This window comes from Flavobacterium sp. RSP46, assembly GCF_003984825.1.
In the GTDB taxonomy this organism is placed as follows: Bacteria; Bacteroidota; Bacteroidia; order Flavobacteriales; family Flavobacteriaceae; genus Flavobacterium.
In genome coordinates, this window is the sequence record NZ_RYDM01000007.1 from 81,192 (window position 1) to 106,535 (window position 25,344).

Below are 25,344 nucleotides of genomic sequence, written 5' to 3' on the forward strand. Positions count from 1 at the left end.
ACAAAATCAAAATTCTGTTGTGGGTGTAGTCCTAAATAGCACTAATGTTCAGTACTGCAAACCGCGACTGAACACTGAATCCTAATTTTATCCTTCTATCTTCGCACTCAGCTCAAACCAGCGTTCTTCTTTTTCTTCAATTTTATTGATGATGTTTCTCAATTCGTTCGCCTTCTTTTCAATGTCGGTGTCGGCAATTTTCCCGTCTGAGAATAATTGCTCAATAGCTATTTTCTGAAACTCTAAGTCCTTGATTTCTTTCTCGGTTTTCTGGAATTCTTTTTGCTCGTTGAAAGTTAGGTTACCGGTTGGATTGTTTTGTTTCCAGTCTTTCTTATCCGCTTTGTTTTCCTCTTTTTGAGCAACATCAGCACTGTCTTCATAAGCTCTAAAATCAGAATAGTTTCCAGGAAAATCTTCCACTACACCTTGTCCTCTAAAAATGAATAAGTGATCCACAATTTTATCCATAAAATACCTATCATGAGAAACCACTAAAAGACAACCCGGATAATCTAAAAGGAAACTTTCCAAAACATTCAGTGTCACAATATCCAAATCATTCGTAGGCTCATCCAGAATCAAGAAATTTGGATTCTGAATCAAAACCGTACACAAGTACAAACGTTTCAATTCTCCACCACTCAATCTATCCACGAAATCGTATTGTTTTTTAGCATCAAACAAGAAACGCTCTAACAATTGTGAAGCCGAAATCAATTTTCCTTTCATCAACGGAATGAATTCTCCGTATTCTTTAATCACATCAATCACGCGCTGACCCGGTTTTGGGTTGATTCCGCTTTGTGTGTAGTAACCCACTTTTATCGTTTCACCAATCACCACTTTACCGCTATCAAGCGAAACGTTTCCGGTCAATAAATTCAAGAAAGTAGATTTACCAGTTCCGTTTTTCCCAATGATTCCAATGCGTTCGCCACGTTGAAAATCAAAACTGAAATTATCCATAATGACATGATCCTTGAATTTTTTGGAGATTTTGTGAAGCTCGATAATCTTGCTTCCCATACGTTCCATGTTAATTTCAAGCTCTACTTTGTTTTCACGGCGGCGGCTTTGTGCTTTCTCCTTTATGTCATAAAAATCATCTTGACGCGATTTCGATTTGGTTGTTCTCGCTTTTGGCTGACGACGCATCCATTCCAGTTCTTTTACAAAAAGGTTTTGCGCTTTATCCACACTCGAATTTTCTGATGCAATGCGTTCCTCTTTTTTCTCTAAATAATACGAGTAATTTCCTTTGTATTGGTATAATTTTCCGTTATCCAGTTCGATGATTTCGTTACAAACACGCTCCAAGAAGAAACGGTCGTGCGTCACCATAAACAACGTAATATTTTCTTTAGTAAAATAGCTTTCCAGCCATTCAATCATCTCTAAATCCAAGTGGTTGGTAGGCTCATCCAGAATTAATAAATCGGGACGATTGATCAAAATAATAGCTAATGAAAGTCTTTTTTTCTGTCCACCAGAAAGATTTTTTACTTTCAGTTTGAAATCTTCCAACTTCAGTTTGAACAGAATTTGCTTGTATTGTGTTTCAAAGTCCCACGCATTGTGCTGATCCATTCCGTCAAAAGCTTTTTGGTAGGCTTCTTCGTCTTCCGGATTTTCTAATGCTTTTTCATACGCTTCAATCACTTTCAAAGTCTCATTATCCGATGCGAAAATGCTTTCTTCAATCGTCAATTCTTCCTGCAAATTGTTATTTTGCGAAAGGAAGGCCATTTTGATACCTTTTCTGAGTACAACTTGTCCGGTATCTGATTCTTCCAAACCGTTAATGATGCTCATGATAGTCGTTTTTCCAGAGCCATTTTTGGCAATGAAGGCGATTTTTTGGTCTTTACTAATTCCAAAAGAAATGTTTTCAAAAAGTGTTCTTTCTCCAAAAGATTTAGAGATATTTTCGACAGATAAGTAATTCACTTTGTAGGGTATGAGTTATAAATTATAAGAGATGCATGCATTACTAAACATAACTTTTTTGCAAAAGTAATTCATTTATATTAGGTTTCAAGTTTTATCGTTTAAGTAATGTTAAAACTAAACATGATAACCTGTTTTTTAGGAGCGAATGACTTGGTTTTATTTGGAACTAAAGGTCCAGCTTTCATTCTAAATGAAATTCACTGAACACCGATGAAAATATTAACTTGGTGAAGTACTCTTTTAGTCCTTAAAGAAAGAACAAAAAAAAATTTTCCCTTCCTTCGGGGCTAGTGGAGAAACATGTTTTTTTTTAATTTTCAATAAAATGACGTAAATTTGAGTGGTTAAAAATTTGTATCATGAAAACGGAGACTTTAAAAATCAGCATCACGCAAAGAATCTTAAGTATTAACGACAATAAGATTCTTAGTAAAATAGCAAAACTTCTTGATGAAGAAAATATAGTTGGTTATGACGCAGATGGAAACCCAATTTCTGAAAAAGAATATACTAAAGACATTCATGAGGCTTTACATCAATTGAATGAAGGAAAGTTAGAAACCTATTCTAGTGAAGATGTCAGAAAAAAAATTCTAGGTTAATGAGGGTGCTTTGGAGTAAAAAAGCATCAAATGAACTAGAAGCTATTTATAAGTACATAAAAAAAGAAAGTCCTCAAAATGCTATTTTAGTATTTAATGAAATTTATGATTTGGCAAATTCTCTGCCGAATTTTCCTTATAAATTTCCGGTTGAGCCAATAATTAATATCCAAAAAGTTAGATTTGTGGCCATTTGGAGTTTTAAAATTATCTATTCCGTAGAGAAAGAAAGTGTTGTAGTTTTGAGAATTTTCAACACGAAACAAAATCCCAAAAAACTAAAACAATAAGCTTTGCAACTATCTGTCATCATTCTCAATTACAACGTTCGCTATTTTCTGGAGCTCTGTGTTTTAAGCGTTCAAAACGCATTAGAAACCATTGACGGCGAAATTATTGTAATTGATAACAATTCTTCGGATGACAGTTGTGCAATGATGCAAAAGCTTTTTCCTAACGTAAAACTCATTCAAAACAAAGAAAATCTTGGCTTTCCCAAAGGCAATAACATTGGGGTAGCCCAAGCGCAAGGCGAATACATTTGCGTTCTGAATCCCGATACTGTTGTTGCCGAAGATACGTTTATGAAAGTATTGGCTTTCGCCCAAAAACAATCGGATTTAGGAATCGTGGGCTGTAAGCTCATCGATGGAACCGGAAGATTTCTGCCCGAAAGCAAACGTGGCGTTCCGACACCTTGGGTCGCTTTTACCAAAATTACAGGTTTATACAAATTATTTTCTGGAACATTCGGGAAGTATTATGCGCAACATTTAAGTGAAAACCAAACCGGGAAAGTAGCCATTCTTGTGGGTGCTTTTATGGTTATGAAAAGAGATTTGTATCTTGAAGTAGCCGGATTTGATGAAGATTGTTTTATGTATTCTGACGATATTGATTTGTCGTATCGAGTCCTGAAAGAAGGAAAATTCAATTATTATTTCCATGAAACGACCGTAATTCATTACAAAGGAGAAAGCACGGTTAAGGATGAAACGTATATGAAACGGTTTCAGGAAGCGATGAATTTCTTCTACAAAAAGCATTTTAAAAGTGTTTTATTTTTCTCCCTTTTTATGAAAATTGGGATTGTCTTTTTTTCTTTGGCGAAAATGTTTCAAGGGAAACCAGGAATAAAAATCATTCCAAAATCGTATCTTTTGTATTCAGCTAACCAAAAATTAGCAGATAAGCTCCATTTGGTTTTGCAAAAAAAAGTCCTGTTTCACGATTTGAAAACAGAAAAAACAGTAATTTCGTCTTCTGTTAAAAGTAAAATAGGTGCAGAAATTATTTTAGATAACGAATTCATTTCTTTCAAAAAATGTATCGCAATTCTCGAATCTTCAAGGAATAAAGGATTTACCTTTAAAATTATACCAAAAAACGCTAATTTTTTAATAGGAAGTAATAATAGTAATGAGAGAGGTGAGATTATAGAAATAGAGTAAAAAATTACATTTAATGTAATTTATGTTTGAAATATTTAGTAATTTCGCAAACTGAAAATCAATATCACCTTTTAGGTTAACAATATGGCAAGATTTGAATTAAAACTTCCAAAAATGGGAGAAAGCGTTGCAGAAGCAACCATTACAAACTGGTTAAAAGAAGTTGGCGACAAAATTGAAGCGGATGAAGCAGTACTTGAAATTGCTACTGATAAAGTAGACAGTGAAGTACCAAGCGAAGTTTCGGGAATTTTAGTAGAACAACTGTTTGGTAAAGATGATTTAGTTCAGGTAGGGCAAACTATTGCTATTATTGAGACTGAAGATGGAGCGCTTGTGCCAATTGTTAAAGAAGCTGTAGCTCCTGAGGGTATTGCTGAAGTAACAAAAATGGTTAATCCCGAAGCTTCAGGATCCAACGAAAGTGTTGCGACTCCGGTAGATTTGTCTTCCGATTACTCGGAATCTGAAAAATTCTTATCGCCTTTGGTAAAAAATATTGCTAAAGAAGAAGGAGTTTCTGTGGCTGAATTAGCAGCAATTTCGGGAACAGGAAAAGAGGGAAGAGTGACTAAAAATGATATTTTAGAGTATGTAAAAAACAGAACTAGTCAGCCTGCTATTGCAGTTCCGGTGGCAGCAGTTCAAAAATCGGTTGCAGTGCCAGCAGCTCAAAAAGCAGCTCCGTTATCCGTAAGCGGTGGTGATGAAATTATAGAAATGGACAGAATGCGCAAGCTAATTGCGGGATACATGGTCGCTTCGGTACAAACTTCGGCTCACGTACAATCGTTTATCGAAGTCGATGTGACGAATATTGTGAAATGGAGAGAGAAAAATAAAGTTGCTTTCGAAAAAAGAGAAGGGGAGAAGTTGACGTATACGCCAATTTTCATGGAAGCGGTTGCTAAAGCGATAAAAGATTTTCCAGGAATGAATATTTCTGTGGATGGCGATTATATTATCAAGAAGAAAAACATCAACTTAGGAATGGCTGCTTCGTTACCAAACGGAAATTTAATTGTTCCCGTTATTAAAAATGCGGATCAGTTGAATTTAGTAGGAATGGCTAAAGCGGTCAATGATTTAGGAGGTCGTGCAAAAGCTGGAAAACTAAAACCGGACGATACTCAAGGCGGAACCTATACAGTTACTAATGTGGGAACTTTTGGAAGTGTTTTTGGTACGCCAATTTTAAATCAGCCTCAAGTGGGTATTTTAGCCCTTGGAGCAATCCGTAAAATGCCCGCTGTAATTGAAACCCCTGAAGGAGATTTTATCGGGATTCGTCAAAAAATGTTCTTATCACACAGCTATGATCATAGAGTGGTAGATGGAGCTTTAGGCGGTAGTTTTGTAAAAAGAGTCGCTGAATACTTAGAAGCATTTGATGTAAACAGAGATGTTTAAAAGCTAATATTTAGAATAAAAACCCGATTGATTTTTAAAAATCAATCGGGTTTTCTTTTTTTAAGATTTTATGAAACTTTAAACGGTGAACTTTAAATGAAATTAAACCCAAATTTCTATATTTGTAACCACACAAAAATTAAAAATGGAACTCAAACTCAATAAACCAATTTGTTTTTTCGATCTAGAAACCACAGGGATTGATATCGGAAAAGATAGAATTGTAGAAATCTCAGTTTTAAAAGTTTTTCCGAACGGAAATAAAGAAAGTAAAACGTGGTTGGTCAATCCAACAATCCCAATTCCACCTCAAACAACCGCTGTTCATGGCATTACTGATGAAAAAGTGGCCAATGAACCTACTTTTAATGAACTGGCCGCGCAAGTGTATAATATGATTAAAGACAGTGATTTAGCTGGATTTAATTCGGATCGTTTTGATATTCCGTTATTGGCTGAAGAAATGCTACGTGCCGGAGTAGATTTTGATATGAAAGGAAGGGTTTCTGTTGATGTGCAAACCGTTTTTCATAAAATGGAAGAGCGTACATTGAGCGCAGCTCACAAATTTTATTGTGGAAAAACGCTTGAAAATGCACACTCTGCAGCAGCAGATACCATGGCAACTTACGAGATTCTGAAAGCGCAACTGGATCGCTATCCGGAACTTGAAAACGATATGAAATTATTGTCCGAGTTTACAACAAGAAAGAAAATTGCTGATTTCGCAGGAATGATTGCTTTTGATAAGGATGAGGAGGAGATTTTTACTTTTGGAAAACACAAAGGAGTAAAAGTGGGTAAAATTCTGGAAACAGAGCCCGGTTATTTCAGTTGGATTCAAAATGCCGATTTTCCGTTGTACACCAAGAAAGTTTTAACGGCAATTAAACTACGAAAACTGAATAATAAATTAAGTTAATTTTTGAATCTTTCAATCATTAAATTTTTTAATTAATAAAATATGAAAATAATCTGTATCGGTAGGAATTATACCAATCACATAGAGGAATTACAAAACGAGCGGCCCACGGAACCTGTGGTTTTCATGAAACCGGATTCAGCCGTTTTATTAAAACAACATCCGTTTGTAATCCCGGAATTTTCGGAAGAGGTGCACCACGAAATCGAAATTATAGTCAAGATAAGTAAAGTAGGGAAATACATCGAGCCTAAGTTTGCTCATAAATATTATGACGAAATTAGTGTGGGAATCGATTTTACCGCTCGGGATTTACAAGACAAATTAAAAGCAAAAGGGCTGCCTTGGGAAAAAGCCAAAGCATTTGATGGCTCGGCAGTTATAGGTGAATTTGTATCAAAAAATGAATTTAGTTCCGTAGAAAATATTACTTTTGAATTAAAGAAAAATAATGAAACGGTTCAAATGAGTAATTCGAGTTTGATGCTCTGGAAAATTGATGAGCTGATTTCATACGTTTCTCAGTTTTTCACATTAAAAATTGGCGATATCATTTTTACAGGAACCCCGGAAGGAGTGGCAGCGGTAAAGCCGGAGGACGTTTTAGAAGGATTTTTAGAAGGGCAACAACTATTTAGAATACAAGTAAAATAATGGCAATAAACTACAACCTGTCAAAAGTGTACGCACTGTCGGACAACGACCCTGAATTTGTAAATGAAATTCTGACTTTGTTTGTGACTGAAGTTCCGGCAGATCTAGAGCAAATTAAAGAAGGAATAAAAAAGAAAGACCACAAGCATGCCTATGCTTATGCACACAAAATAAAGCCAACCCTGGATTTGATGGGACTTAATGTTGCTTTTGAAGAAATTCTTCAAGTTGAAGCCTGGACAAAGACTGAAGGTAAAAAGAAAGAAATCAAAGAAACGTTTAAGAGTGTAAAAAATCAGGTGAAAGAAGCCATTAAAGAAATTAAAAAAGACTTTGATTTGTAAAATTTGGGCGTGACCACGCTTTCACTTACGTTAAAGCGTGGTCGGGCTATCCGTTGCAAACGAAGTTCACTGAACCCCTATTAAAATAATTGTTTAGGTGAAGTAATCTTCCGAAAAAACGGAAGGATTTTCACTGTTATCCCTCACGCAAAAAAAGGAATCTGCCAATTTACACTTTCCTTTTTTAAATACAGTTTTACAAAATAAGCAGCACCAAAAAAAATGAAAGCAACCATAGTTACCATAGGTGACGAAATTTTAATAGGCCAAATTGTCGATACAAATTCTGGTTTTATAGCCAAATCGTTAGATAAAATTGGTGTTGAAATCAACGAAATGATTTCGATTAGTGATGATAAAAAACACATTTTTGATACGTTTACAGCACTTCAAAACAAAGTCGATTTGGTTATTATAACTGGAGGTCTAGGGCCAACAAAAGATGATATTACCAAGAAAACATTTTGTGATTACTTTGAAGATGAATTAGTTGTTGATCAAAAAGTGTTAGCTCATGTCACGCAACTTATAGAAGGTTTTTATAAGCGAACCATTACGCAAATCAATAAAGATCAGGCGCTGGTTCCTTCGAAATGTACGGTACTTCACAATCAGGTAGGTACGGCACCAGGAATGTGGATGAAAAAGGAAAACACTGTTTTTATTTCGCTTCCTGGAGTTCCTTATGAAATGAAGTATTTAATGGAGCATGAAATCATCCCGAAAGTAGTTCGGGAATATGAGCGCCCTTATATAATTCATAAAACAATTCTGACCTATGGTCAGGGCGAGAGTCTGGTGGCGGAACGAATAGAGGATTGGGAAAATAACCTTCCTGTATTTATTAAGCTGGCTTATTTGCCTGCTCCGGGACGCGTACGATTGCGTCTTTCGGCACGTGGTACAGATAAAAATAAATTAGAGACTGCGCTACTTGAAAATGTAAACTTGCTGGACGCAATTATTCATGATATCATCGTTGGTTATGATGAAGACGAAACGATTGAAGTTGCAGTAGGGAAACTTTTGACCCAACAAAACAAAACCATAGCCACAGCCGAGAGTTGTACAGGGGGTAAAATAGCAACGCTTTTAAGTGCTGTTGCCGGTGCTTCCAATTATTTTGCAGGAAGTGTAGTTTCGTACTCAACCCAAGCTAAAATAGATGTTTTGGGTATTCCGGAAAGTCTGATAAAGGAATATTCCGCAGTCAGTAAGGAGGTAGCTTCTGCAATGGCTTTGAGCATAAAAAAGAGAATGAATACGGATTATGCAATTGCGACAACAGGAAATGCCGGACCAACAAAAGGCGACTCAGATGCAGAAATTGGCACTGTTTTTATTGCAATAGCAACACCAAAGGAAGTAATTGTTGAAGAATTCAATTTTGGTCAACCCCGTGAAAAAGTGATAGATAGAGCGGTAATAAAAAGTTTAGAACTAGTACAGAAAGAAATTTTAAAAAATGTGCAGTAAATATGTTGCTTAATAGGTTTATTTTTCTTTTCTTTGCACCCTGATTTTGAATAACGATAAAAGATAAGTATAATGTCAAGAGTTTGTGACCTTACAGGTAAAAGAGCGATGGTAGGAAATAACGTTTCTCACGCTATGAACAAAACTAAGAGAAAATTTTCTGTAAACTTAGTTAAAAAGCGTTTTTATCTTCCAGAAGAAGATAGATGGATTACTCTACGAGTAGCTGCATCTACGGTAAAAACAATTAATAAAAATGGAATCGCTGCAGTTTTGAAAAAAGCAAAAGCAGAAGGATTTATTAAATAATCCCTTCCAAAATAAAAAAATAGCAAGATGGCAAAGAAAGGTAATAGAATCCAGGTAATTTTAGAATGTACTGAACACAAAACATCAGGTGTTGCAGGGACTTCAAGATACATAACAACAAAGAACAAAAAAAATACTCCAGACAGATTAGAGATTAAAAAATTTAATCCAATCTTGAAAAGAGTAACTGTTCACAAAGAAATTAAATAATAATTAGAGATTTTAATAGAAATCTAGAAATGGTCACATTTAGAGATTTTATTTAAATTTAAATAACATTTGAATCATGGCAAAGAAAACCGTAGCATCGTTACAGACATCTTCTAAGAGATTATCAAAAGCCATCAAAATGGTGAAATCTCCAAAAACAGGTGCATATACATTCGTAGAATCTATTATGACTCCAGAATCAGTTGATGAATTCTTGAAAAAGAAATAATTTACAACAGCAGTATATAGAAAAGCTACTTTCATTCGGAAGTAGCTTTTTTATTTTCTATATTTACCATTAGAAATTGTATTTGTTCTTTGGACTTAAATACTTCATTCTTAATACTATTTACACAATGAGTTTTTTCAAAAGAATATTTTCAGCAGACAAAAAAGACCCGAGCCTAACCGAACAGGCGAAGCAAACATTAGATAAAGGTCTTGAAAAATCAAAAACAAATTTCTTTTCTAAGTTAACCAAAGCGGTTGCCGGAAAGTCAAAAGTGGATGAGGAAGTCCTGGATAATTTAGAAGAAATTCTGGTTGCTTCCGATGTTGGTGTCAATACGACTTTGAAAATCATTGAAAGAATAGAAAGTCGGGTAGCAGCAGATAAATATCTGGGAATTGAAGAACTCAATCTGATCCTCAGAGAAGAAATTGCGGCTTTATTATCAGAGACTAACTCCGGTGAAGCCACTGAGTTTGTAATTCCAACTCAGACTAAGCCGTATGTTTTGATGGTAGTGGGTGTAAATGGAGTTGGTAAAACTACTACTATTGGTAAATTAGCCTTTCAGTTTAAAAAACAAGGATACAACGTTGTGCTGGGCGCAGCTGATACTTTTCGGGCCGCTGCCATTGACCAGTTGCAAATTTGGGCGGATCGAGTAGGGGTTCCTATTGTTCGTCAGGATATGGGAAGTGATCCGGCTTCGGTGGCTTTTGATACCTTGCAATCCGCGGTGGCGCAAAATGCGGATATCGTTATCATTGATACCGCAGGTCGTTTGCATAATAAAATTAATTTAATGAACGAATTGACCAAAGTAAAACGAGTGATGCAAAAAATTGTTGGAGATGCACCACATGATGTACTGTTAGTTTTGGATGGTTCAACGGGTCAGAATGCTTTTGAACAAGCCAAACAATTCACTGCCGCTACTGAGGTTACTTGTTTAGCGGTTACAAAACTTGACGGCACTGCCAAAGGCGGTGTGGTGATAGGAATTTCAGATCAGTTTAAAATTCCTGTAAAATATATTGGTGTTGGAGAAGGAATTGAGGATCTTCAGGTTTTTAATAAATATGAATTTGTAGATTCATTCTTTAAATAAAAGACAATTATGGATTTTTCTTCTTTAAAAAATGTACCACCACTAAACCTTTATTTTGGGAGTATAGTTTCTTTTATAACGGCTAATCTTATTCGAGATATAAGTATCAGTCTGTATTATTTTTTGATACTTATGGGATTGGTTTTCTTTGTTTTAGGGTTTCTTAAACGTTTGAAAACCAAATAGATTTACTGATATAAAACACTAGTTTTCTGCTGTAATATTTCATCAAAATCAGATAAAGCTAAAGTTGGATTGTCAAGGTTTACCACCTCTCCCATTCTGATAACGACCATTTTCTTGCTCGGAATGACATAAATTTTTTGATCGTTTTTGCCTAAGGCCATAAACATGTCGGCAGGAGCTGTTGGTATTAAACTACCGTTGAATTCCAATTGGCGTGATGACCATTGAAATGATTTTCCATAACAATTCGGCCGTTGACAAGAATGATACTAGATTTTGTTACCCAAGTGGCGCCGGTTAGTGGAAGGAAATAGAGTGTATCTGTTGGAGTAGGCGTTGGTTCTGAAGTTTCAGAACTGTAGCTTATGCAAAATATTGTGAGGACGATACGGTAGATTATTTTTTACATTTCGCTCTAATTTAGTTCTAATTACCTTATGGTTAGTAATATATAAAATAGTTTAATGTGTTCTACTTTTTTTGTTTTCTGTGAATTTAATAAGAGTAACTTTGTTGTATGCAATTTAAGTATGGTTACTTCAAAATACCTAGCCCTGATTGAAGCGGAAATCCTTTTTTAGCCGTTTTTTCGGCGGATAAAAAGATTGAAGTGAAAAGCAGGAAATAGCTCCTAAAAATATTAATTATATGAAAAATACATTTAGCTTTCTTTTTATTGCATTCCTTTTTGTGGGATGCCAGCAAGAAATTATACCTGCTGATATTGCCAACATAAACGGCTATTGGGAAATTAAAAAGGTTGTTTTTGATAAGGGGGAAAACAAGGAGTATAAGATGAATGAAGTGTATGATTATTTTGAAGTTGACAAAAAGAATAAAGGGTTTCGAAAGAAAGTCATGCCACAACTAGACGGTACTTTTATGGTGAATGATGCGTATGAAAAGGTTTCAATTCGATTTGCAGATGACAAGGCGTTTGTGGATTATTCAACACCTTATATGAAATGGAGTGAGGAAATAATTGCAGTGTCAGCGGAAGAATTAGTATTACTGAACAAAGAAAAAACAGCATATCATTACAAGAAAGCAACACCAATAAATTTACTGGGCGATGGCAAAGAGACTAAATAATCAAAGTACGATAGGGGATGTTTTGAAACAAATTATCCAAGTAAATAAGCTGCAGCCCGGAATGGATCAAATGGACGTAAAATACGCTTGGAAAAACTTGATGGGTAACGGTGTGAACAGTTATACCAATAATGTAGTTTTGAAAGGAAGTACGTTGTATGTAGAGTTGACCTCGTCCGTTTTACGAGAGGAATTAAGTCGTGGTAAATCAAAAATTGTGGCTATGATTAATGAGGAACTAAGACGAGATGTGGTGAAGGATGTGGTTTTAAGGTAATGATTTTAGATTGTTGATTAACGAATTTAGATTTCAGATTTTTGATATAAAAAAATCCCGTTTCAATTTTGAAACGGGATTTCTATTTTATTATAATTCGTAACTGTCAATTGCGAATGAAAACCGATACTAGAACTGCTCTCTTCCGGCAAAATGGAACGCACCTTCGATAGCTGCATTTTCATCGCTATCAGAACCGTGAACTGCATTTTCTCCAATAGAGGTTGCGTATGCTTTACGGATAGTTCCTTCAGCAGCGTCAGCTGGGTTTGTAGCTCCAATTAGAGTTCTGAAATCTTCAACAGCGTTGTCTTTTTCTAAAATAGCAGCAACAATTGGTCCTCTTGACATAAACTCTACTAATTCAGCATAGAAAGGTCTTGCAGCGTGCACTTCGTAAAAAGCTTGTGCATCAGCAACAGTTAATTGTGTCAATTTTAAAGAAACGATTTTGAAACCTGCCGTAGTAATCATTGCAAGTATGTTTCCGATGTGTCCGTTAGCAACAGCATCCGGCTTGATCATTGTAAAAGTTCTATTAGTAGCCATTTTTATTTTTTTTAATTTTATGCAAAATTAGCATTTTTTTATTGAATATTTTTACAAATATTGCACTCAAATAATCATAATTTGATTAAAGTACAATAATTTCAAATTTGTTGTCCAGCGGTTGGAGTTGGTTGATTAATGTAGGAATCAGTTTATCTCCGTATTCCAAATAAAATTCGGAAAAATTAGTTTGTCGTTCCTGTAAACTTTGGTTGGGAAACAGCTCATTTTGCAAGTAGGTGATGCGTTGTAAAACGTCACTTAGTTTTCTTTTTTGTGCTTTTAGCAATCGTTTTTCCAGATTTTCTAATCCTTTGTTTTGTTTTATTTCCTGGGCTTTTACCGCTCCAATAAAAGATTTATCGGTTTTGGTCGCAACATCATAAAGCTCCTGAAATTGTTTTTCCAATTGGATTTTGAGATGCGTTAAATCGACTGGGAAATCTGATAATTCTTTGGTTTTAGTAGGTACTAAATTTGCCTGTTTCGAAAATAAATTTTCCCAATTCAATTCTAATTTGTCTGCTTTTTTAGCTTGCTTTTCGGTTGCTAATAGTACGGAATTTCTAAGCAAAAGTATTGGAAAAGTTACTTTTGCAGCGGCAAAAAACGATTGTAGTTCTAGCCAATAGGCAATCTCTCCTCCTCCGCCAATGTAGCATAAGTTGGGGAGAATCACTTCTTGATATAACGGACGCATAATCACGTTAGGACTGAATTTCTCTGGATGATTTTCTAAAAGGGATAGAATTTCTGTTTCAGAAAACTCAATTTTAGTATGGTTTACTTTGTATCGATCATTTTCAAAGATGATGCGTTCTCTGATACTATCTTCAATATAAAACAAATTGATTTCACGAGGATTCACTTGAATCGTATACTCTTTTAATTTTTCGGCAGTTTCTAGTACTAATTTATGCGAGGATTGGTGTAGTAATTCTTCTTTTGCAAAAGGAATAAAAGCTCTTTTTAAGTCTGAATTATCCGCATCTAAAATGACTAAACCATTTGCACCAAATAATGCATTTGCTAAAAATCGTGTGGCATCGGCTAAATTATCGTGATTCAGATAAGAGTCTTTGAATAATTTTTTTAGAGTATCTGCATTCGTACCGGAACCTAATTCCAGCGCATATACTTCTAGAAAATCGGATAAACCTTTAGTAGACAATCGTCCAACAGGACCTGTACTTTCTTTGTTCCAACGGAATTTTTTGCCTTTAAAATTAAAATAATTGATTTCTTCAAAATCATGGTCTTCGGTAGCCATCCAGTAAATTGGGACAAAATTATAGGTGGGATATTTCGCTTTTAATTCGGTTGTCAAATTAATTGTCGAAATAATCTTGTATAAAAAATATAAAGGTCCACTGAATAAATTTAGCTGATGGCCAGTGGTTACAGTAAATGTATTTGGAAGTGCCAAAGTTTCAATATTTTGTTTTGTTAAAACAGAAGTTGAAATAGCCGAATATTGTTTTTTTAAGACTGAAACTAAAATATTTCTTTTATTGTCATTGACAATTTTTTTATCCATTTCGACTCCCTCTCCTTCGGGGAGGGCTGGGGAGGGGAAGTTATTTTGCTTTTCAAGGATTTGCTTTTCAAAGTTTTCCAGCGTTGGAAATCTATTGTATAGAGAATGTAAATTATTTTTTTGATCTAAATAATCGTTCATCAAAGAAGAGAAATATCCTGAATTTTGATAGCTGATACAGTCGGTTGGCATATGGAATTTTATTTGAGGCTAAATTACCGAAAAATATTGGAACTATAATATTTGTTACTTTCGAAAAATAGTATCAATTTTATCAAAAAAAATTAACAATTTTATGAAAGATAATTTAAAGCTTACGAATAAAAATTCTTTAAAACATGTTCTTTTTGGCAGTTTAATTGGTACAACTATAGAGTTTTTTGATTTTTATATATATGCTAATGCAGCAGTTTTAGTTTTTCCTCAATTGTTTTTTCCTTCAACAGATAATACTAATTCTGTTTTATTATCTCTTGCAACTTTTTCGATTGCTTTTCTTTCTCGACCTTTAGGTTCCGCAGTCTTTGGCCATTATGGTGATAAAATTGGACGTAAAACCACCTTAGTAATTGCATTATTAACAATGGGGATTTCAACTGTTTGTATTGGTTTTTTACCAAGTTATGCCAGTATTGGAATTACAGCTCCTTTATTACTTATGTTGTGTCGCTTTGGTCAAGGAGTTGGTTTAGGTGGCGAATGGGGTGGAGCGGTTTTATTGGCAATCGAAAATGCTCCGCCTAATAAGCGTGCTTGGTATGGTATGTTCCCGCAATTGGGAGCTCCAATAGGCTTGTTGCTTTCAGGTGGTACTTTCTTGATTTTGACAGACACAATGAGTGCCGAAGCTTTTCTGGACTACGGGTGGAGAATTCCGTTTATAGGGAGTTCGTTATTGGTTGTTGTAGGTTTCTATATCCGATTAAAAATTGATGAAACTCCTGCTTTCAAAAACTCTAAAAAAGAACAACAAGAGGTTAAAATTCCCTTTTTTACTTTATTAAAATTTTATAAAAACCAATTGATTTTTGGCACATTTGCGTCGATTACAACTTTCTTGGTTTTTTATCTCATGACGGTGTTCACGCTTAGCTGGGCAACGTCAGATTTGGGTTATTCCAAAAGGGATTTTCTATTGATGCAATTGTTTTCGGTATTGTTTTTTGCGCTTTTTATTCCTGTTTCTGCTTTAATTGCGGATTGTATTGGGCGTAGAAAAATGCTTATTTATGCAACGATAGCAATAGCTGTTTTTGGTTTTGCATTTTCATTTTTTTTAAATTCTGCCAGTTCGGTTCTTGTGACTTTGTTTTTATGTGTTGGAATGGCGCTGATGGGATTCACATATGGCCCATTGGGGACTTTTTTATCGGAACTGTTTCCTACAACGGTGCGTTATTCAGGGACCTCTTTGGCATTTAACATGGCAGGAATTATCGGAGCCGCTTTTGCCCCTATGATTGCGATTTGGTTAGCTACACAGTATAGCCTGACCTACGTTGGGTTTTACTTAAGTACGGCAGCCTGTGTCTCTTTATTTTCATTGTTGATGGTCAGCAAAAAAGAGCATAAGTTTTGATAATTTGCTATCGCTTCAAACTAAAATGACCTTTGTATTCATTTTCATCAGTTCTGGTTGCTGTATACCAATAATCACCTGATGGAAGTTGATGACCATTAAGACTTCCGTCACATGAACTATTTTGAGTTAATTGTTTAATTCTTTGCTAGGTATATACCATCGCTTGCTTTCTTTAAATCGGCAGCATCATCATTGCAACCACGTAGGTTTTTGGCACAATCAAAACATTGACTTTGTATTGTAAATGAAAAAGGAAAAATTCGCTTCAGAAGTAAGATTTACAGCAAGATAAATATAATTAAATACCTATATATTACGTTGAAACTAAAAATAGCTTTGTTTTATATTTGAATCCAAAGAATAAATAATAATATGGACTTTTACTTTGGTGATAAGAACAGAATTATCCCTTATTTTTGCACAAAACTTATTTCTTTTGAAAACCAAATTATTCATCATCACGCCTCCGTTTACCCAACTCAACACACCGTATCCGGCGACCGCTTATATTAAAGGGTTTCTGAATACCAAAAACATTGAGTCTGTTCAGGCGGATTTGGGTATTGAGGTGATTTTGGAATTGTTTTCTAAAGAAGGTTTGCAAAATGTGTTTGCTATTGCCACAGCTAGGACCCAAAAGCTAACACCCAACTCCCAAAGAATTCAAGCTTTGCAAGATGAATATCTAAAAACGATTGATCCCGTGATTGCTTTTCTGCAAGGAAAAAATCCAACATTGGCGCTTCAAATTTGTCAGGAAGATTTCTTGCCGGAAGCGTCCCGTTTTGCACAATTGGAAGAACTTGATTGGGCTTTCGGAACGATGGGAACACAGGACAAAGCCAAGCATTTAGCGACTTTGTATCTCGAAGATATTTCAGATTTTATTGTCGAATGTGTAGATGCTAATTTTGGTTTCAGCCGCTATGCAGAACGTTTGGGACGAAGTGCGAATTCTTTTGACGAATTGTATGAAGCCTTGCAACAGGAACCAACTTATATTGATACCGTTCTTCTTTCTATTTTAAAAGAAAAAATAGAAACTATAAAACCTACATTATTCTTGATTTCAGTTCCGTTTCCAGGAAATTTGTACGCGGCTTTTCGTTCGGCACAATGGGTTAAAAAGCATTATCCCAATATCAAGATTTCGATGGGTGGTGGTTTTCCAAATACAGAATTGCGTTCGCTTTCAGATGCTCGTGTGTTTGAGTTTTTCGATTTTATTACTTTGGACGATGGGGAAATGCCAATAGAAGAATTAATCTCTAATATTGAATCCCGAAATTTCGGGACAGATTACAATTCTTATAAACGAACCTTTCTGTTGGAAGACGGAAAGGTAGTTTATAAAAATAATTCCCTGAAACACGATTACAAACAATCACAAGTAGGAACTCCGGATTATTCGGATTTATTTTTGGATAAATACATTTCGGTTATCGAAATTGTGAATCCCATGCACCGCATGTGGAGTGATGGGAGATGGAATAAACTTACCATGGCACATGGTTGTTATTGGGGGAAATGTACGTTTTGCGATATTTCTTTGGATTACATCAAAATTTACGAACCCGTGGCGGCCAATTTATTGTGCGACCGAATGGAGGAAATGATTGCCCAAACAGGTGAGAACGGATTTCATTTTGTAGATGAAGCGGCGCCACCGGCTTTGATGCGGGCTCTAGCTCTCGAAATTCTTCGTAGGAAAATAGCCGTGACGTGGTGGACGAACATTCGATTCGAAAAAAGTTTTACCAAAGACTTGTGTTTGCTACTTAAAGCTTCCGGTTGCATTGCGGTTTCTGGTGGTCTCGAAGTAGCTTCTGATCGATTATTAAAATTGATTGACAAAGGCGTTACGGTGGAGCAAGTGGCTAAAGTCACCAGAAATTTTACCGAAGCAGGAGTCATGGTTCATTCCTATTTGATGTACGGCTATCCTACACAAACCATTCAGGAAACGATAGATAGTCTCGAAATGGTGCGTCAGTTATTTGAAGTTGGGGTATTACAATCGGGATTTTGGCATCAATTTGCTATGACGGCGCACAGTCCAGTAGGCTTGTATCCAGAGAAATTTGGTGTGACAAAAGAAACCGAAATCATTGGAACTTTTGCCAATAACGATATTAATTATACCGATGCAACAGGAATCGACCATGATAAATTCAGTTTTGGACTTAAGAAATCGTTGTTCAATTTCATGCACGGAATCTGTTTTGATTACGAATTGCAGGATTGGTTTGAATTTAAAATTCCAAAAACTAAAATTTCACCTGATTTTATTTTTGATGCTCTACAAGAAGACAATGATTTTAGCGTCAAACCCACTGCTAAAATCGTTTGGTTAGGCGGCAAACCATTTGTGGAACATTTTACCAAATCTAAAAAAGGAAATTCTTGGGAACTAATGACTTTGCTATTTCATGATAAAAAAGAAAGTTTCAGTATTCAAACGAATAAAAGGGAGGGAGAATGGCTGGTAGAAATGCTACAGAAAATCGCTGTTTCGAATTCTAAAACTCACAGCTTTCAAGAAATAAAAATAGATTTCGAATCATATCTGGAGGACTTTGAATTGTTTTGGTACTCCAAACCAATTAAAACGCTGCGGGAATATGGGTTATTAGTATTATAATTTTATTTTTGACACCTATACTAAATTAGCATAAAACTTTCTTCATTGGTTTACGAAAACGTTTTCTTTTGCCTATTTTTACGACCATAAAATAAAAGCAAATGAGTATTGGTTATAAAGTTAATGTAAATGACACTTTTCATTTTGATTTAGAAAAGAAAAGTATTTCACAACTGGATGCAGTAAGTGTGGAAACGAATAAGTTTCATGTTTTGCACTCAAACACTCCTTATCAAGCGGAAATCATCACTTCTGATTTTCTTCAAAAAAGCTACACCGTAAAGGTAAACAATAACACCTACACCGTTGCCATTTCAAATCCTTTGGATGTTTTGATTAAGGAAATGGGATTCGAAGTAGGGCTTACCAAACAAGTCAATTTTATCAAAGCACCCATGCCAGGTTTAATTCTCGAAATCAGTGTGGTAGTAGGACAAACCGTCAAAGAGAATGACAACCTTATTATTTTAGGGGCCATGAAAATGGAAAATAGCTTTCTTTCTCCGCGTGATGGCGTTATCAAAACCATATCAGTAATGATGGGCGATGCCGTAGATAAAGGACAGTTGTTAATTGAATTCGAATAAAACACCACTAATTTAAAAGAAAATTTTAAATTATATAACGCAATTGATTGTGAGAGAATTAAAATTAGCGAATCTGCGGTTAAAAAATATAAAATGAAAAAATTATTAGTTGCCAATAGAGGTGAAATCGCCATAAGAGTGATGAAAACCGCACAAAAAATGGGCATTAAAACTGTAGCAGTATATTCTACTGCCGACAGAAATGCACCGCACGTAAAATTTGCTGATGAAGCCGTTTGGATTGGCGAAGCTCCTTCTAATCAATCCTATTTATTGGGAAGTAAAATCATAGAGGTTGCGAAATCATTAAACGTAGATGCAATTCATCCCGGGTACGGATTCCTGAGTGAAAATGCTGATTTTGCCGAAGAAGCAGAGAAAAATAACATCATTTTTATTGGTCCAAAGTCGAAAGCGATCAAAATCATGGGAAGTAAATTAGCGGCGAAAGAGGCTGTTAAGCAATACAACATTCCAATGGTTCCGGGCTTTGACGAAGCCATTACGGATGTCGAAAAAGCGAAAGTGGTTGCCAAAAAAATTGGTTTTCCAATTCTGATTAAAGCCTCTGCAGGTGGTGGCGGAAAAGGAATGCGTGTGGTAGAGAGTGAAGCTGATTTCGAATCTCAAATGGATCGCGCCATCAGTGAAGCGATTTCCGCTTTTGGTGATGGTTCTGTTTTTATCGAAAAATATGTGGGTTCGCCAAGGCATATCGAAATTCAAGTTATGGCAGACAGCCACGGGAATGTGTTGTATTTATTCGAAAGAGAGTGCAGTATCCAGCGTCGTCACCAAAAAGTAATAGAAGAAGCGCCTTCTTCGGTTTTAACACCTGAATTGCGTAAAAAAATGGGAGAAGCTGCTGTTTTGGTAGCTAAATCATGTGATTATTTAGGAGCAGGAACTGTCGAATTTTTATTGGAAGAAAATAATAATTTCTACTTTCTTGAAATGAATACTCGTTTGCAGGTAGAACATCCTGTTACGGAATGGATTACAGGAACTGATTTGGTTGAACTTCAAATCAGAGTGGCCAGGGGAGAAGCATTAGCAATAAAACAAGAAGATTTGAAAATAAAAGGGCATGCAATGGAATTACGTGTATATGCCGAAGATCCGATGAATGATTTCTTGCCAAGTGTGGGAAATTTGGAGGTGTATCAATTGCCAGTTGGCCAGGGTATTCGTGTGGACAATGGTTTTGAACAAGGCATGGACATTCCTATTTATTACGATCCTATGTTAGCCAAATTAATTACGTACGGCGAAACCCGTGAAGAGGCCATTCAAATTATGCTCAAAGCCATTGAAGATTATCATGTGGAAGGCGTACAAACAACGTTGCCTTTTGGGAAATTTGTTTTTGAACACGAGGCATTTCGTTCCGGGAAATTTGACACGCATTTTGTAAAGAACTATTACAATATGGATGTATTGAAAAATCAAATGGAGCAAGAAGCCGAAATCGCTGCTTTGGTAGCGTTGAAACAGTATTTTGAAGATCAAAAAATCGTACGCTTACTAAACTCTTAAAACGTCAGTTCGAGTTGAGCAAAGGTTTTAAACAAAAAACCTTTGGGAAGTATCGAGAACTTTACATTTAACAAGGCTTCTCGATACAATTTTAAACATTAAAGCTATCGCATTACTGTTCAAAACCACTCGAAGTGACGAAATTTTAAAAAACAATAGTATCCAATTAAATAAAGTATGGAATCTAAAATAAAAACATTAAACGATAAAATTGCTGAAGCTCATTTGGGCGGCGGTAAAAAACGTATCGAAAAACAACATTCCAATAAAAAACTATCGGCAAGAGAGCGCGTCAATTATTTGATGGATGAAGGCTCTTTTGAAGAAATCGGGATGTTAGTTACCCATCGAACGTCTGATTTTGGAATGCAAAAAGAACTGTTTTTTGGAGATGGTGTCATTACCGGATACGGAACTATAAACGGTCGATTGGTCTATATTTTTGCGCAGGATTTTACCGTTTTTGGGGGATCATTATCTGAAACTCATGCCGAAAAAATTTGTAAAATTATGGATATGGCAGTCAAAATGGGCGCACCCATGATTGGCCTGAATGATTCTGGTGGGGCACGTATTCAGGAAGGTGTTCGTTCGTTGGGTGGTTATGCTGATATTTTTTATAGAAACGTACAAGCCAGTGGCGTAATTCCGCAAATCTCTGCAATTATGGGTCCCTGCGCTGGTGGAGCGGTATATTCACCAGCCATGACTGATTTTACGATGATGGTTGAAGATACCAGTTATATGTTTGTAACAGGCCCGAATGTCGTGAAAACAGTAACCAATGAAACGGTGACTTCAGAGGAATTGGGAGGGGCAAGCACGCATTCTACGAAATCCGGTGTGGCGCACATTACTTCTGCTAATGATGTGGAATGTCTGGAAGATTTGAAACGCTTGTTGAGTTATTTACCACAAAGCAACAAAGAAAAAGCACACAATTTACGGTATGAACTCAATGATGAGGTTCGTCCCAAATTAGCGACTATTATTCCGGATAATCCCAATAAACCGTACGATATGCACGAGGTAATTAGCGGCATTATTGACGAAGATTCGTTTTATGAAATTCATAAAAACTATGCCGAAAATATCTTGGTGGGTTTTGCTCGATTGGGAGGAAAAAGCATTGGGATTATAGCCAACCAACCGATGATTTTAGCGGGTTGTCTGGATGTGAACAGCTCGAAAAAAGCAGCTCGATTTACTCGTTTTTGTGATTGTTTTAATATTCCGTTATTGGTTGTAGTGGATGTGCCGGGGTTTTTGCCGGGAACGGACCAAGAATGGAATGGAATTATCGTTCACGGAGCGAAATTATTGTACGCTTTAAGCGAAGCGACCGTGCCACGAGTTACGGTAATTACACGTAAAGCCTACGGTGGTGCGTATGATGTGATGAACTCGAAACACATTGGTGCCGACATGAATTTTGCTTGGCCCAGTGCCGAGATAGCCGTGATGGGAGCCAAAGGAGCCTCTGAAATTATTTTCAAGAAAGAAATCAATGAGGCCGAAGATCCTGCCGCTAAACTTTTGGAAAAAGAAGCTGAATATGCGAATTTGTTTGCGAATCCGTATACCGCAGCACAACGTGGTTTTGTGGATGAGGTAATCTTACCGGAAGACACCAGACGCAAACTGATAAAAGCCTTTAGCATGCTAGAAAATAAAGTTAGTGTTACTCCAGATAGAAAACACGGGAATATTCCGTTGTAGTATTTTTTTAAGAAATGAAAAAACCACCTGATTATTTTAGGTGGTTTTTTAGTTTTACATTTAATATCAAAAACTAGTTGGTGTTTTGGGGGATCATTTGACGTTTTAGTATCTTTCAATCGGACTATAAAAATTAAATTAGAATTTGGCTAAAAAAACAACTAGATGAAATAGGACAGATGTGGAAAAAGTGATTTGTTACTGCCACAAATTTCTTTTTTATTCGAATCGTTTTGATCCGGAAACGCTATTGGAGGAAACCATGATGGCGCTGGATTACGCCGTACGAAGCGGAAAAGCATTGTATGTGGAAATTTCTAATTATACAGCAGCGCAAACTAAGGAAACTACTGAAATACTGAAACAATTGGAGACACCCTGCTTTATTCATCAAGTGAAATATTCCATGTTTGCGTGGCAACCAGAAGCGGGATTATTAGATGTTCTCGAAGACAAAGGAGTGGGTTGTGTTGCTTTTTCTCCTTTGGCACAAATGGCATTGGCTTGGTTGCTAAAAGAGAACCGAATCAATTCTGTTTTGACAAGGAAAAAAAATAATCTTTTTTTAATTCTGAAAAAAAATGAAAAGTTGCCATTTAAAAGGGATTTAAGAAAGATTAGAATGCTTTTTTAAAAGTATACCGCTGATAAATAAGGTTTTATTATAAAAAAAATACTTAGTTTGAAGTGGCTTATTTTTTTTACTGATAAAAATGGTTAACTTGCGGCATAGAAAAAAACTGATATGTCTTACAAAAGTAGGCTGTGTTTTAGTTTTATTCGAGTGATTCCATGAAAAGATTGATTAGATTAAATACGTACTATAAACTACTGATGTTGATACTTTCGGCAAGTATTTTCTTTTTTGTAATTTACATCACCTTATATCTTTATACTATTCAGGAAGAACGGAATTTTTACAAAATCACTTACAATCAATACGATAAAGAAGTGAGATCTTTGTTTAGACTCAATTCTAAAACCACTACCGCCACCATTATTGATGTTACCCATTGGGATAATTTGGTTAGTTATACTATAACAAAAGATAAAAAATGGTATGATAAATATATTCTAAGCGAATTTGAAACCTATTCTGCTGATTACATTGGTGTTTATGGTTTAGATCAAAAAATAATAAATAAAACAGCTTCCCCTAAGATTAAAAGCCTTGACTTTATCCCAAAAGAGATGATGACAGTGCTTTATAAATCGAAACTAAAAAAATTCTATATTAAAATTCCAGAAGGAATTGTCGAGGTTTTTGGTGCAACGATTCATCCTTCAATAGATCCCAAAAAGAATAAAACAGCGCCGTCCGGTTACTTTTTTATAGCTAGACTTTTAGATAAGCCTTTTTTGAATTCTTTAGGAAATATAAGCAGTTCAAAAGTTAATTTAGTTCCGGCGCATCGTACGGTTCTTGAAGAAAGTGATTTTGTAATTGTAAGTTTAGATCTGAAAGACTGGAAAGATGACGTTGTGGCTACATTGCTTTTCAAAAGGCCGTTCAATTTGAATTATAAAAATTCAAAAGAAATTCTTTTTATTGTGGTGCTGGTTTCTTTATTGAACATTTTTATTTTTGTGTATTATACAAAACGATGGGTTTATAACCCACTAAAATTAGTCAAAAGTATTCTAGAAACAGGTAATATTAAAGCGATAGCTTCTTTAAGAAAATTCAAAGGAGAGTTTGGGTATATAGGGAATCTTTTTGAAGAGAACAGCAATCAAAGGAGACAATTAGAGATATCCAAACAAAAGGCGGAGGAAAGCGATACCTTAAAATCTTCTTTTTTGGCTAATTTATCGCATGAAATCAGAACTCCTATGAATGCCATAATGGGATTTAGTGATTTGCTAACGGATGCAAATTTGACAGAAAGTGAGAAATTGGAATATTTAAAAATAATAAAAAACAGTGGGAACAACCTGGTTTCAATAATTGAAGATCTTATTGAAATGTCTAAAATTGACGCCAAGCAAATTACACCTAATTATAAAGGATTAGACATTGAAAAATGTATGACAGAGTTGTATGATTCCATCAAAGTTACGATTCCTAAAGATAAAAATATTCAATTTTATATTCTTGAAAATTCAGCTAAAATTACAGAAAATATTCTTACTGATGAAACGAAACTGAAACAGATTATTGTGAATTTAATTACAAATGCGGTAAAATTTACCGATAATGGATTTGTTGCTTTTGGATACACAGTCCACAAAGAAAAAGGAATTTTAGCGTTTACTATTGAAGATTCAGGGATCGGTATGAGTACAAATCATCTGAAAGTAATATTTGATCGTTTCCGAAGAATTGAAGGGGACGGCACTACTGAATTAACGGGATTAGGTCTTGGTTTGTCCATCTCGAAGGCGTATGTAGAGATGCTGGGTGGGGAAATAACAGTGACATCTACAATTGGAGTAGGATCTGTTTTTACATTTTCGTTTCCATTAAAATTTGATCAGACTGAAAAAGACATTGTGTCAAGTAAGACGATATCTTTTTCAGGAAACCAGGAGAATGAAATAATTTTAATTGCTGAAGATGATACTATCAATTTCTTGTTGTTAAAGAAAATTATTGAGTCAAAAAACCATACAGTTTTGCGTGCTTTTAATGGTCAGGAAGCAGTTACTATTTGTACCGAAAATCCGGATATCAGTTTGGTTTTTATGGATATAAAAATGCCTATTTTGAGTGGTTATGAGGCTTTTGAAAAAATAAAGTTAATTAAACCGGGACTTCCAGTCATAGCCCAGACAGCGTATTCATCCGCAGAAGAGAGAGAAAAAATAGTTCAGTGCGGCTTTAATGACTACATTACAAAACCTTTGGACAAGGAAAAAGTCTTTGCGCTATTGGATGTTATTTTTATGGAAATTAATTCCTAGAATTATCTGAGGAGTTCCTCTTGTAACACTTTTTGGTTTTTTATTCTCAACCTCTAATGAAAGGCA

At 35.5% G+C, this 25,344-nt stretch carries 24 protein-coding genes and 2 pseudogenes; 21 read left to right on the top strand and 5 right to left on the bottom strand.

Features of this window, described 5'->3' with window-relative positions:
* Positions 1-87: 87 nt before the first annotated feature.
* Positions 88-1,950, bottom strand: coding sequence for an ABC-F family ATP-binding cassette domain-containing protein (locus EKM01_RS11655; protein WP_126768481.1), 1,863 nt, complete (start codon positions 1,948-1,950; stop codon positions 88-90).
* A gap of 362 nt (positions 1,951-2,312) precedes the next feature.
* On the opposite strand from EKM01_RS11655, the gene EKM01_RS11660 reads away from it, so the two are divergent.
* From EKM01_RS11660 to ftsY, 12 genes are all read left to right on the top strand, one after another.
* Positions 2,313-2,555 (top strand): hypothetical protein, encoded by a 243-nt coding sequence (locus EKM01_RS11660; protein ID WP_126455093.1) that lies wholly within the window; start codon positions 2,313-2,315, stop codon positions 2,553-2,555.
* Complete coding sequence (locus EKM01_RS11665) at positions 2,555-2,845, top strand: type II toxin-antitoxin system RelE/ParE family toxin (RefSeq protein WP_126455091.1); 291 nt, start codon at positions 2,555-2,557, stop codon at positions 2,843-2,845. Before EKM01_RS11660 ends, EKM01_RS11665 begins: the two co-directional genes overlap by 1 nt.
* 3 nt (positions 2,846-2,848) lie before the next feature.
* Positions 2,849-4,006, top strand: a complete 1,158-nt coding sequence (locus EKM01_RS11670; RefSeq protein WP_126768483.1) for a glycosyltransferase family 2 protein — start codon at positions 2,849-2,851, stop codon at positions 4,004-4,006.
* Between the two features lie 84 nt (positions 4,007-4,090).
* A complete protein-coding gene (locus EKM01_RS11675) occupies positions 4,091-5,416 on the top strand; it encodes a dihydrolipoamide acetyltransferase family protein (protein WP_126768486.1) in 1,326 nt (441 codons plus the stop codon).
* 145 nt (positions 5,417-5,561) lie between these two features.
* Complete coding sequence (locus tag EKM01_RS11680; protein ID WP_126576890.1) at positions 5,562-6,338, top strand: 3'-5' exonuclease; 777 nt, start codon at positions 5,562-5,564, stop codon at positions 6,336-6,338.
* A 42-nt stretch (positions 6,339-6,380) separates the two neighbouring features.
* A complete protein-coding gene (locus EKM01_RS11685) occupies positions 6,381-6,992 on the top strand; it encodes a fumarylacetoacetate hydrolase family protein (protein WP_126460317.1) in 612 nt (203 codons plus the stop codon).
* The gene (locus EKM01_RS11690; protein ID WP_126455081.1) at positions 6,992-7,336 is read left to right on the top strand and encodes an Hpt domain-containing protein; all 345 of its coding nucleotides are present in this window, start codon (positions 6,992-6,994) and stop codon (positions 7,334-7,336) included. Before EKM01_RS11685 ends, EKM01_RS11690 begins: the two co-directional genes overlap by 1 nt.
* Positions 7,337-7,558: 222 nt before the next feature.
* Positions 7,559-8,812, top strand: a complete 1,254-nt coding sequence (locus tag EKM01_RS11695; RefSeq protein WP_126561921.1) for a CinA family nicotinamide mononucleotide deamidase-related protein — start codon at positions 7,559-7,561, stop codon at positions 8,810-8,812.
* 72 nt (positions 8,813-8,884) lie between these two features.
* Entirely contained in the window at positions 8,885-9,121 is a 237-nt protein-coding gene (gene rpmB, locus EKM01_RS11700; protein ID WP_126455077.1) for a 50S ribosomal protein L28, read from the top strand.
* 27 nt (positions 9,122-9,148) lie between these two features.
* Positions 9,149-9,331 carry a 50S ribosomal protein L33 gene (gene rpmG, locus EKM01_RS11705; protein WP_017495179.1) on the top strand — a complete coding sequence of 61 codons (183 nt, stop codon included), beginning with the start codon at positions 9,149-9,151 and terminating at the stop codon, positions 9,329-9,331.
* A 76-nt stretch (positions 9,332-9,407) separates the two neighbouring features.
* Positions 9,408-9,560, top strand: a complete 153-nt coding sequence (locus tag EKM01_RS11710) for a DUF4295 domain-containing protein (RefSeq protein WP_091205215.1) — start codon at positions 9,408-9,410, stop codon at positions 9,558-9,560.
* 127 nt (positions 9,561-9,687) lie between these two features.
* Complete coding sequence (gene ftsY / locus EKM01_RS11715; RefSeq protein WP_126460322.1) at positions 9,688-10,668, top strand: signal recognition particle-docking protein FtsY; 981 nt, start codon at positions 9,688-9,690, stop codon at positions 10,666-10,668.
* 188 nt (positions 10,669-10,856) lie between these two features.
* Here ftsY and EKM01_RS11720 read toward each other — a convergent pair.
* Positions 10,857-11,066 (bottom strand): annotated as a pseudogene (locus EKM01_RS11720) (serine hydrolase); the annotation flags it as partial.
* A gap of 436 nt (positions 11,067-11,502) precedes the next feature.
* Here EKM01_RS11720 and EKM01_RS11725 point away from each other — a divergent pair.
* Positions 11,503-11,946 (top strand): hypothetical protein, encoded by a 444-nt coding sequence (locus tag EKM01_RS11725; RefSeq protein ID WP_126455073.1) that lies wholly within the window; start codon positions 11,503-11,505, stop codon positions 11,944-11,946.
* Entirely contained in the window at positions 11,927-12,223 is a 297-nt protein-coding gene (locus EKM01_RS11730; protein WP_126768489.1) for a DUF721 domain-containing protein, read from the top strand. Before EKM01_RS11725 ends, EKM01_RS11730 begins: the two co-directional genes overlap by 20 nt.
* A gap of 129 nt (positions 12,224-12,352) precedes the next feature.
* Here EKM01_RS11730 and EKM01_RS11735 read toward each other — a convergent pair whose 3' ends face one another.
* Both EKM01_RS11735 and bshC read right to left on the bottom strand, forming a co-directional pair.
* A complete protein-coding gene (locus tag EKM01_RS11735; RefSeq protein ID WP_126576889.1) occupies positions 12,353-12,772 on the bottom strand; it encodes a nucleoside-diphosphate kinase in 420 nt (139 codons plus the stop codon).
* 85 nt (positions 12,773-12,857) lie between these two features.
* A complete protein-coding gene (gene bshC / locus EKM01_RS11740; RefSeq protein WP_126768492.1) occupies positions 12,858-14,501 on the bottom strand; it encodes a bacillithiol biosynthesis cysteine-adding enzyme BshC in 1,644 nt (547 codons plus the stop codon).
* Positions 14,502-14,604: 103 nt separating this feature from the next.
* Here bshC and EKM01_RS11745 point away from each other — a divergent pair, with 103 nt between their 5' ends.
* On the top strand, positions 14,605-15,888 hold the full coding sequence (locus EKM01_RS11745) for an MFS transporter (protein WP_126460332.1): 1,284 nt from the start codon (positions 14,605-14,607) through the stop codon (positions 15,886-15,888).
* Between the two features lie 7 nt (positions 15,889-15,895).
* Here the strand turns inward: EKM01_RS11745 and EKM01_RS15010 are convergent, their stop codons facing one another.
* Positions 15,896-16,030: a T9SS type B sorting domain-containing protein gene (locus EKM01_RS15010; protein ID WP_126568430.1), complete on the bottom strand. Its 135-nt coding sequence runs from the start codon at positions 16,028-16,030 to the stop codon at positions 15,896-15,898.
* Between the two features lie 297 nt (positions 16,031-16,327).
* On the opposite strand from EKM01_RS15010, the gene EKM01_RS11755 reads away from it, so the two are divergent.
* The 6 genes and pseudogenes from EKM01_RS11755 (at position 16,328) to EKM01_RS11780 (ending at position 25,278) form a co-directional block, all read left to right on the top strand.
* Complete coding sequence (locus tag EKM01_RS11755; protein ID WP_126768495.1) at positions 16,328-18,532, top strand: radical SAM protein; 2,205 nt, start codon at positions 16,328-16,330, stop codon at positions 18,530-18,532.
* Positions 18,533-18,633: 101 nt separating this feature from the next.
* On the top strand, positions 18,634-19,119 hold the full coding sequence (locus tag EKM01_RS11760; RefSeq protein ID WP_126460338.1) for an acetyl-CoA carboxylase biotin carboxyl carrier protein subunit: 486 nt from the start codon (positions 18,634-18,636) through the stop codon (positions 19,117-19,119).
* 93 nt (positions 19,120-19,212) lie between these two features.
* Positions 19,213-20,655 (top strand): acetyl-CoA carboxylase biotin carboxylase subunit, encoded by a 1,443-nt coding sequence (accC, locus tag EKM01_RS11765; RefSeq protein ID WP_126768498.1) that lies wholly within the window; start codon positions 19,213-19,215, stop codon positions 20,653-20,655.
* Between the two features lie 177 nt (positions 20,656-20,832).
* Positions 20,833-22,374 (top strand): acyl-CoA carboxylase subunit beta, encoded by a 1,542-nt coding sequence (locus EKM01_RS11770; protein WP_126568390.1) that lies wholly within the window; start codon positions 20,833-20,835, stop codon positions 22,372-22,374.
* 214 nt (positions 22,375-22,588) lie between these two features.
* Positions 22,589-23,008: pseudogene (locus tag EKM01_RS11775) on the top strand (aldo/keto reductase); the annotation flags it as partial.
* A 158-nt stretch (positions 23,009-23,166) separates the two neighbouring features.
* Positions 23,167-25,278: an ATP-binding protein gene (locus EKM01_RS11780; RefSeq protein WP_126768504.1), complete on the top strand. Its 2,112-nt coding sequence runs from the start codon at positions 23,167-23,169 to the stop codon at positions 25,276-25,278.
* The last annotated feature ends 66 nt before the right edge of the window (positions 25,279-25,344 follow it).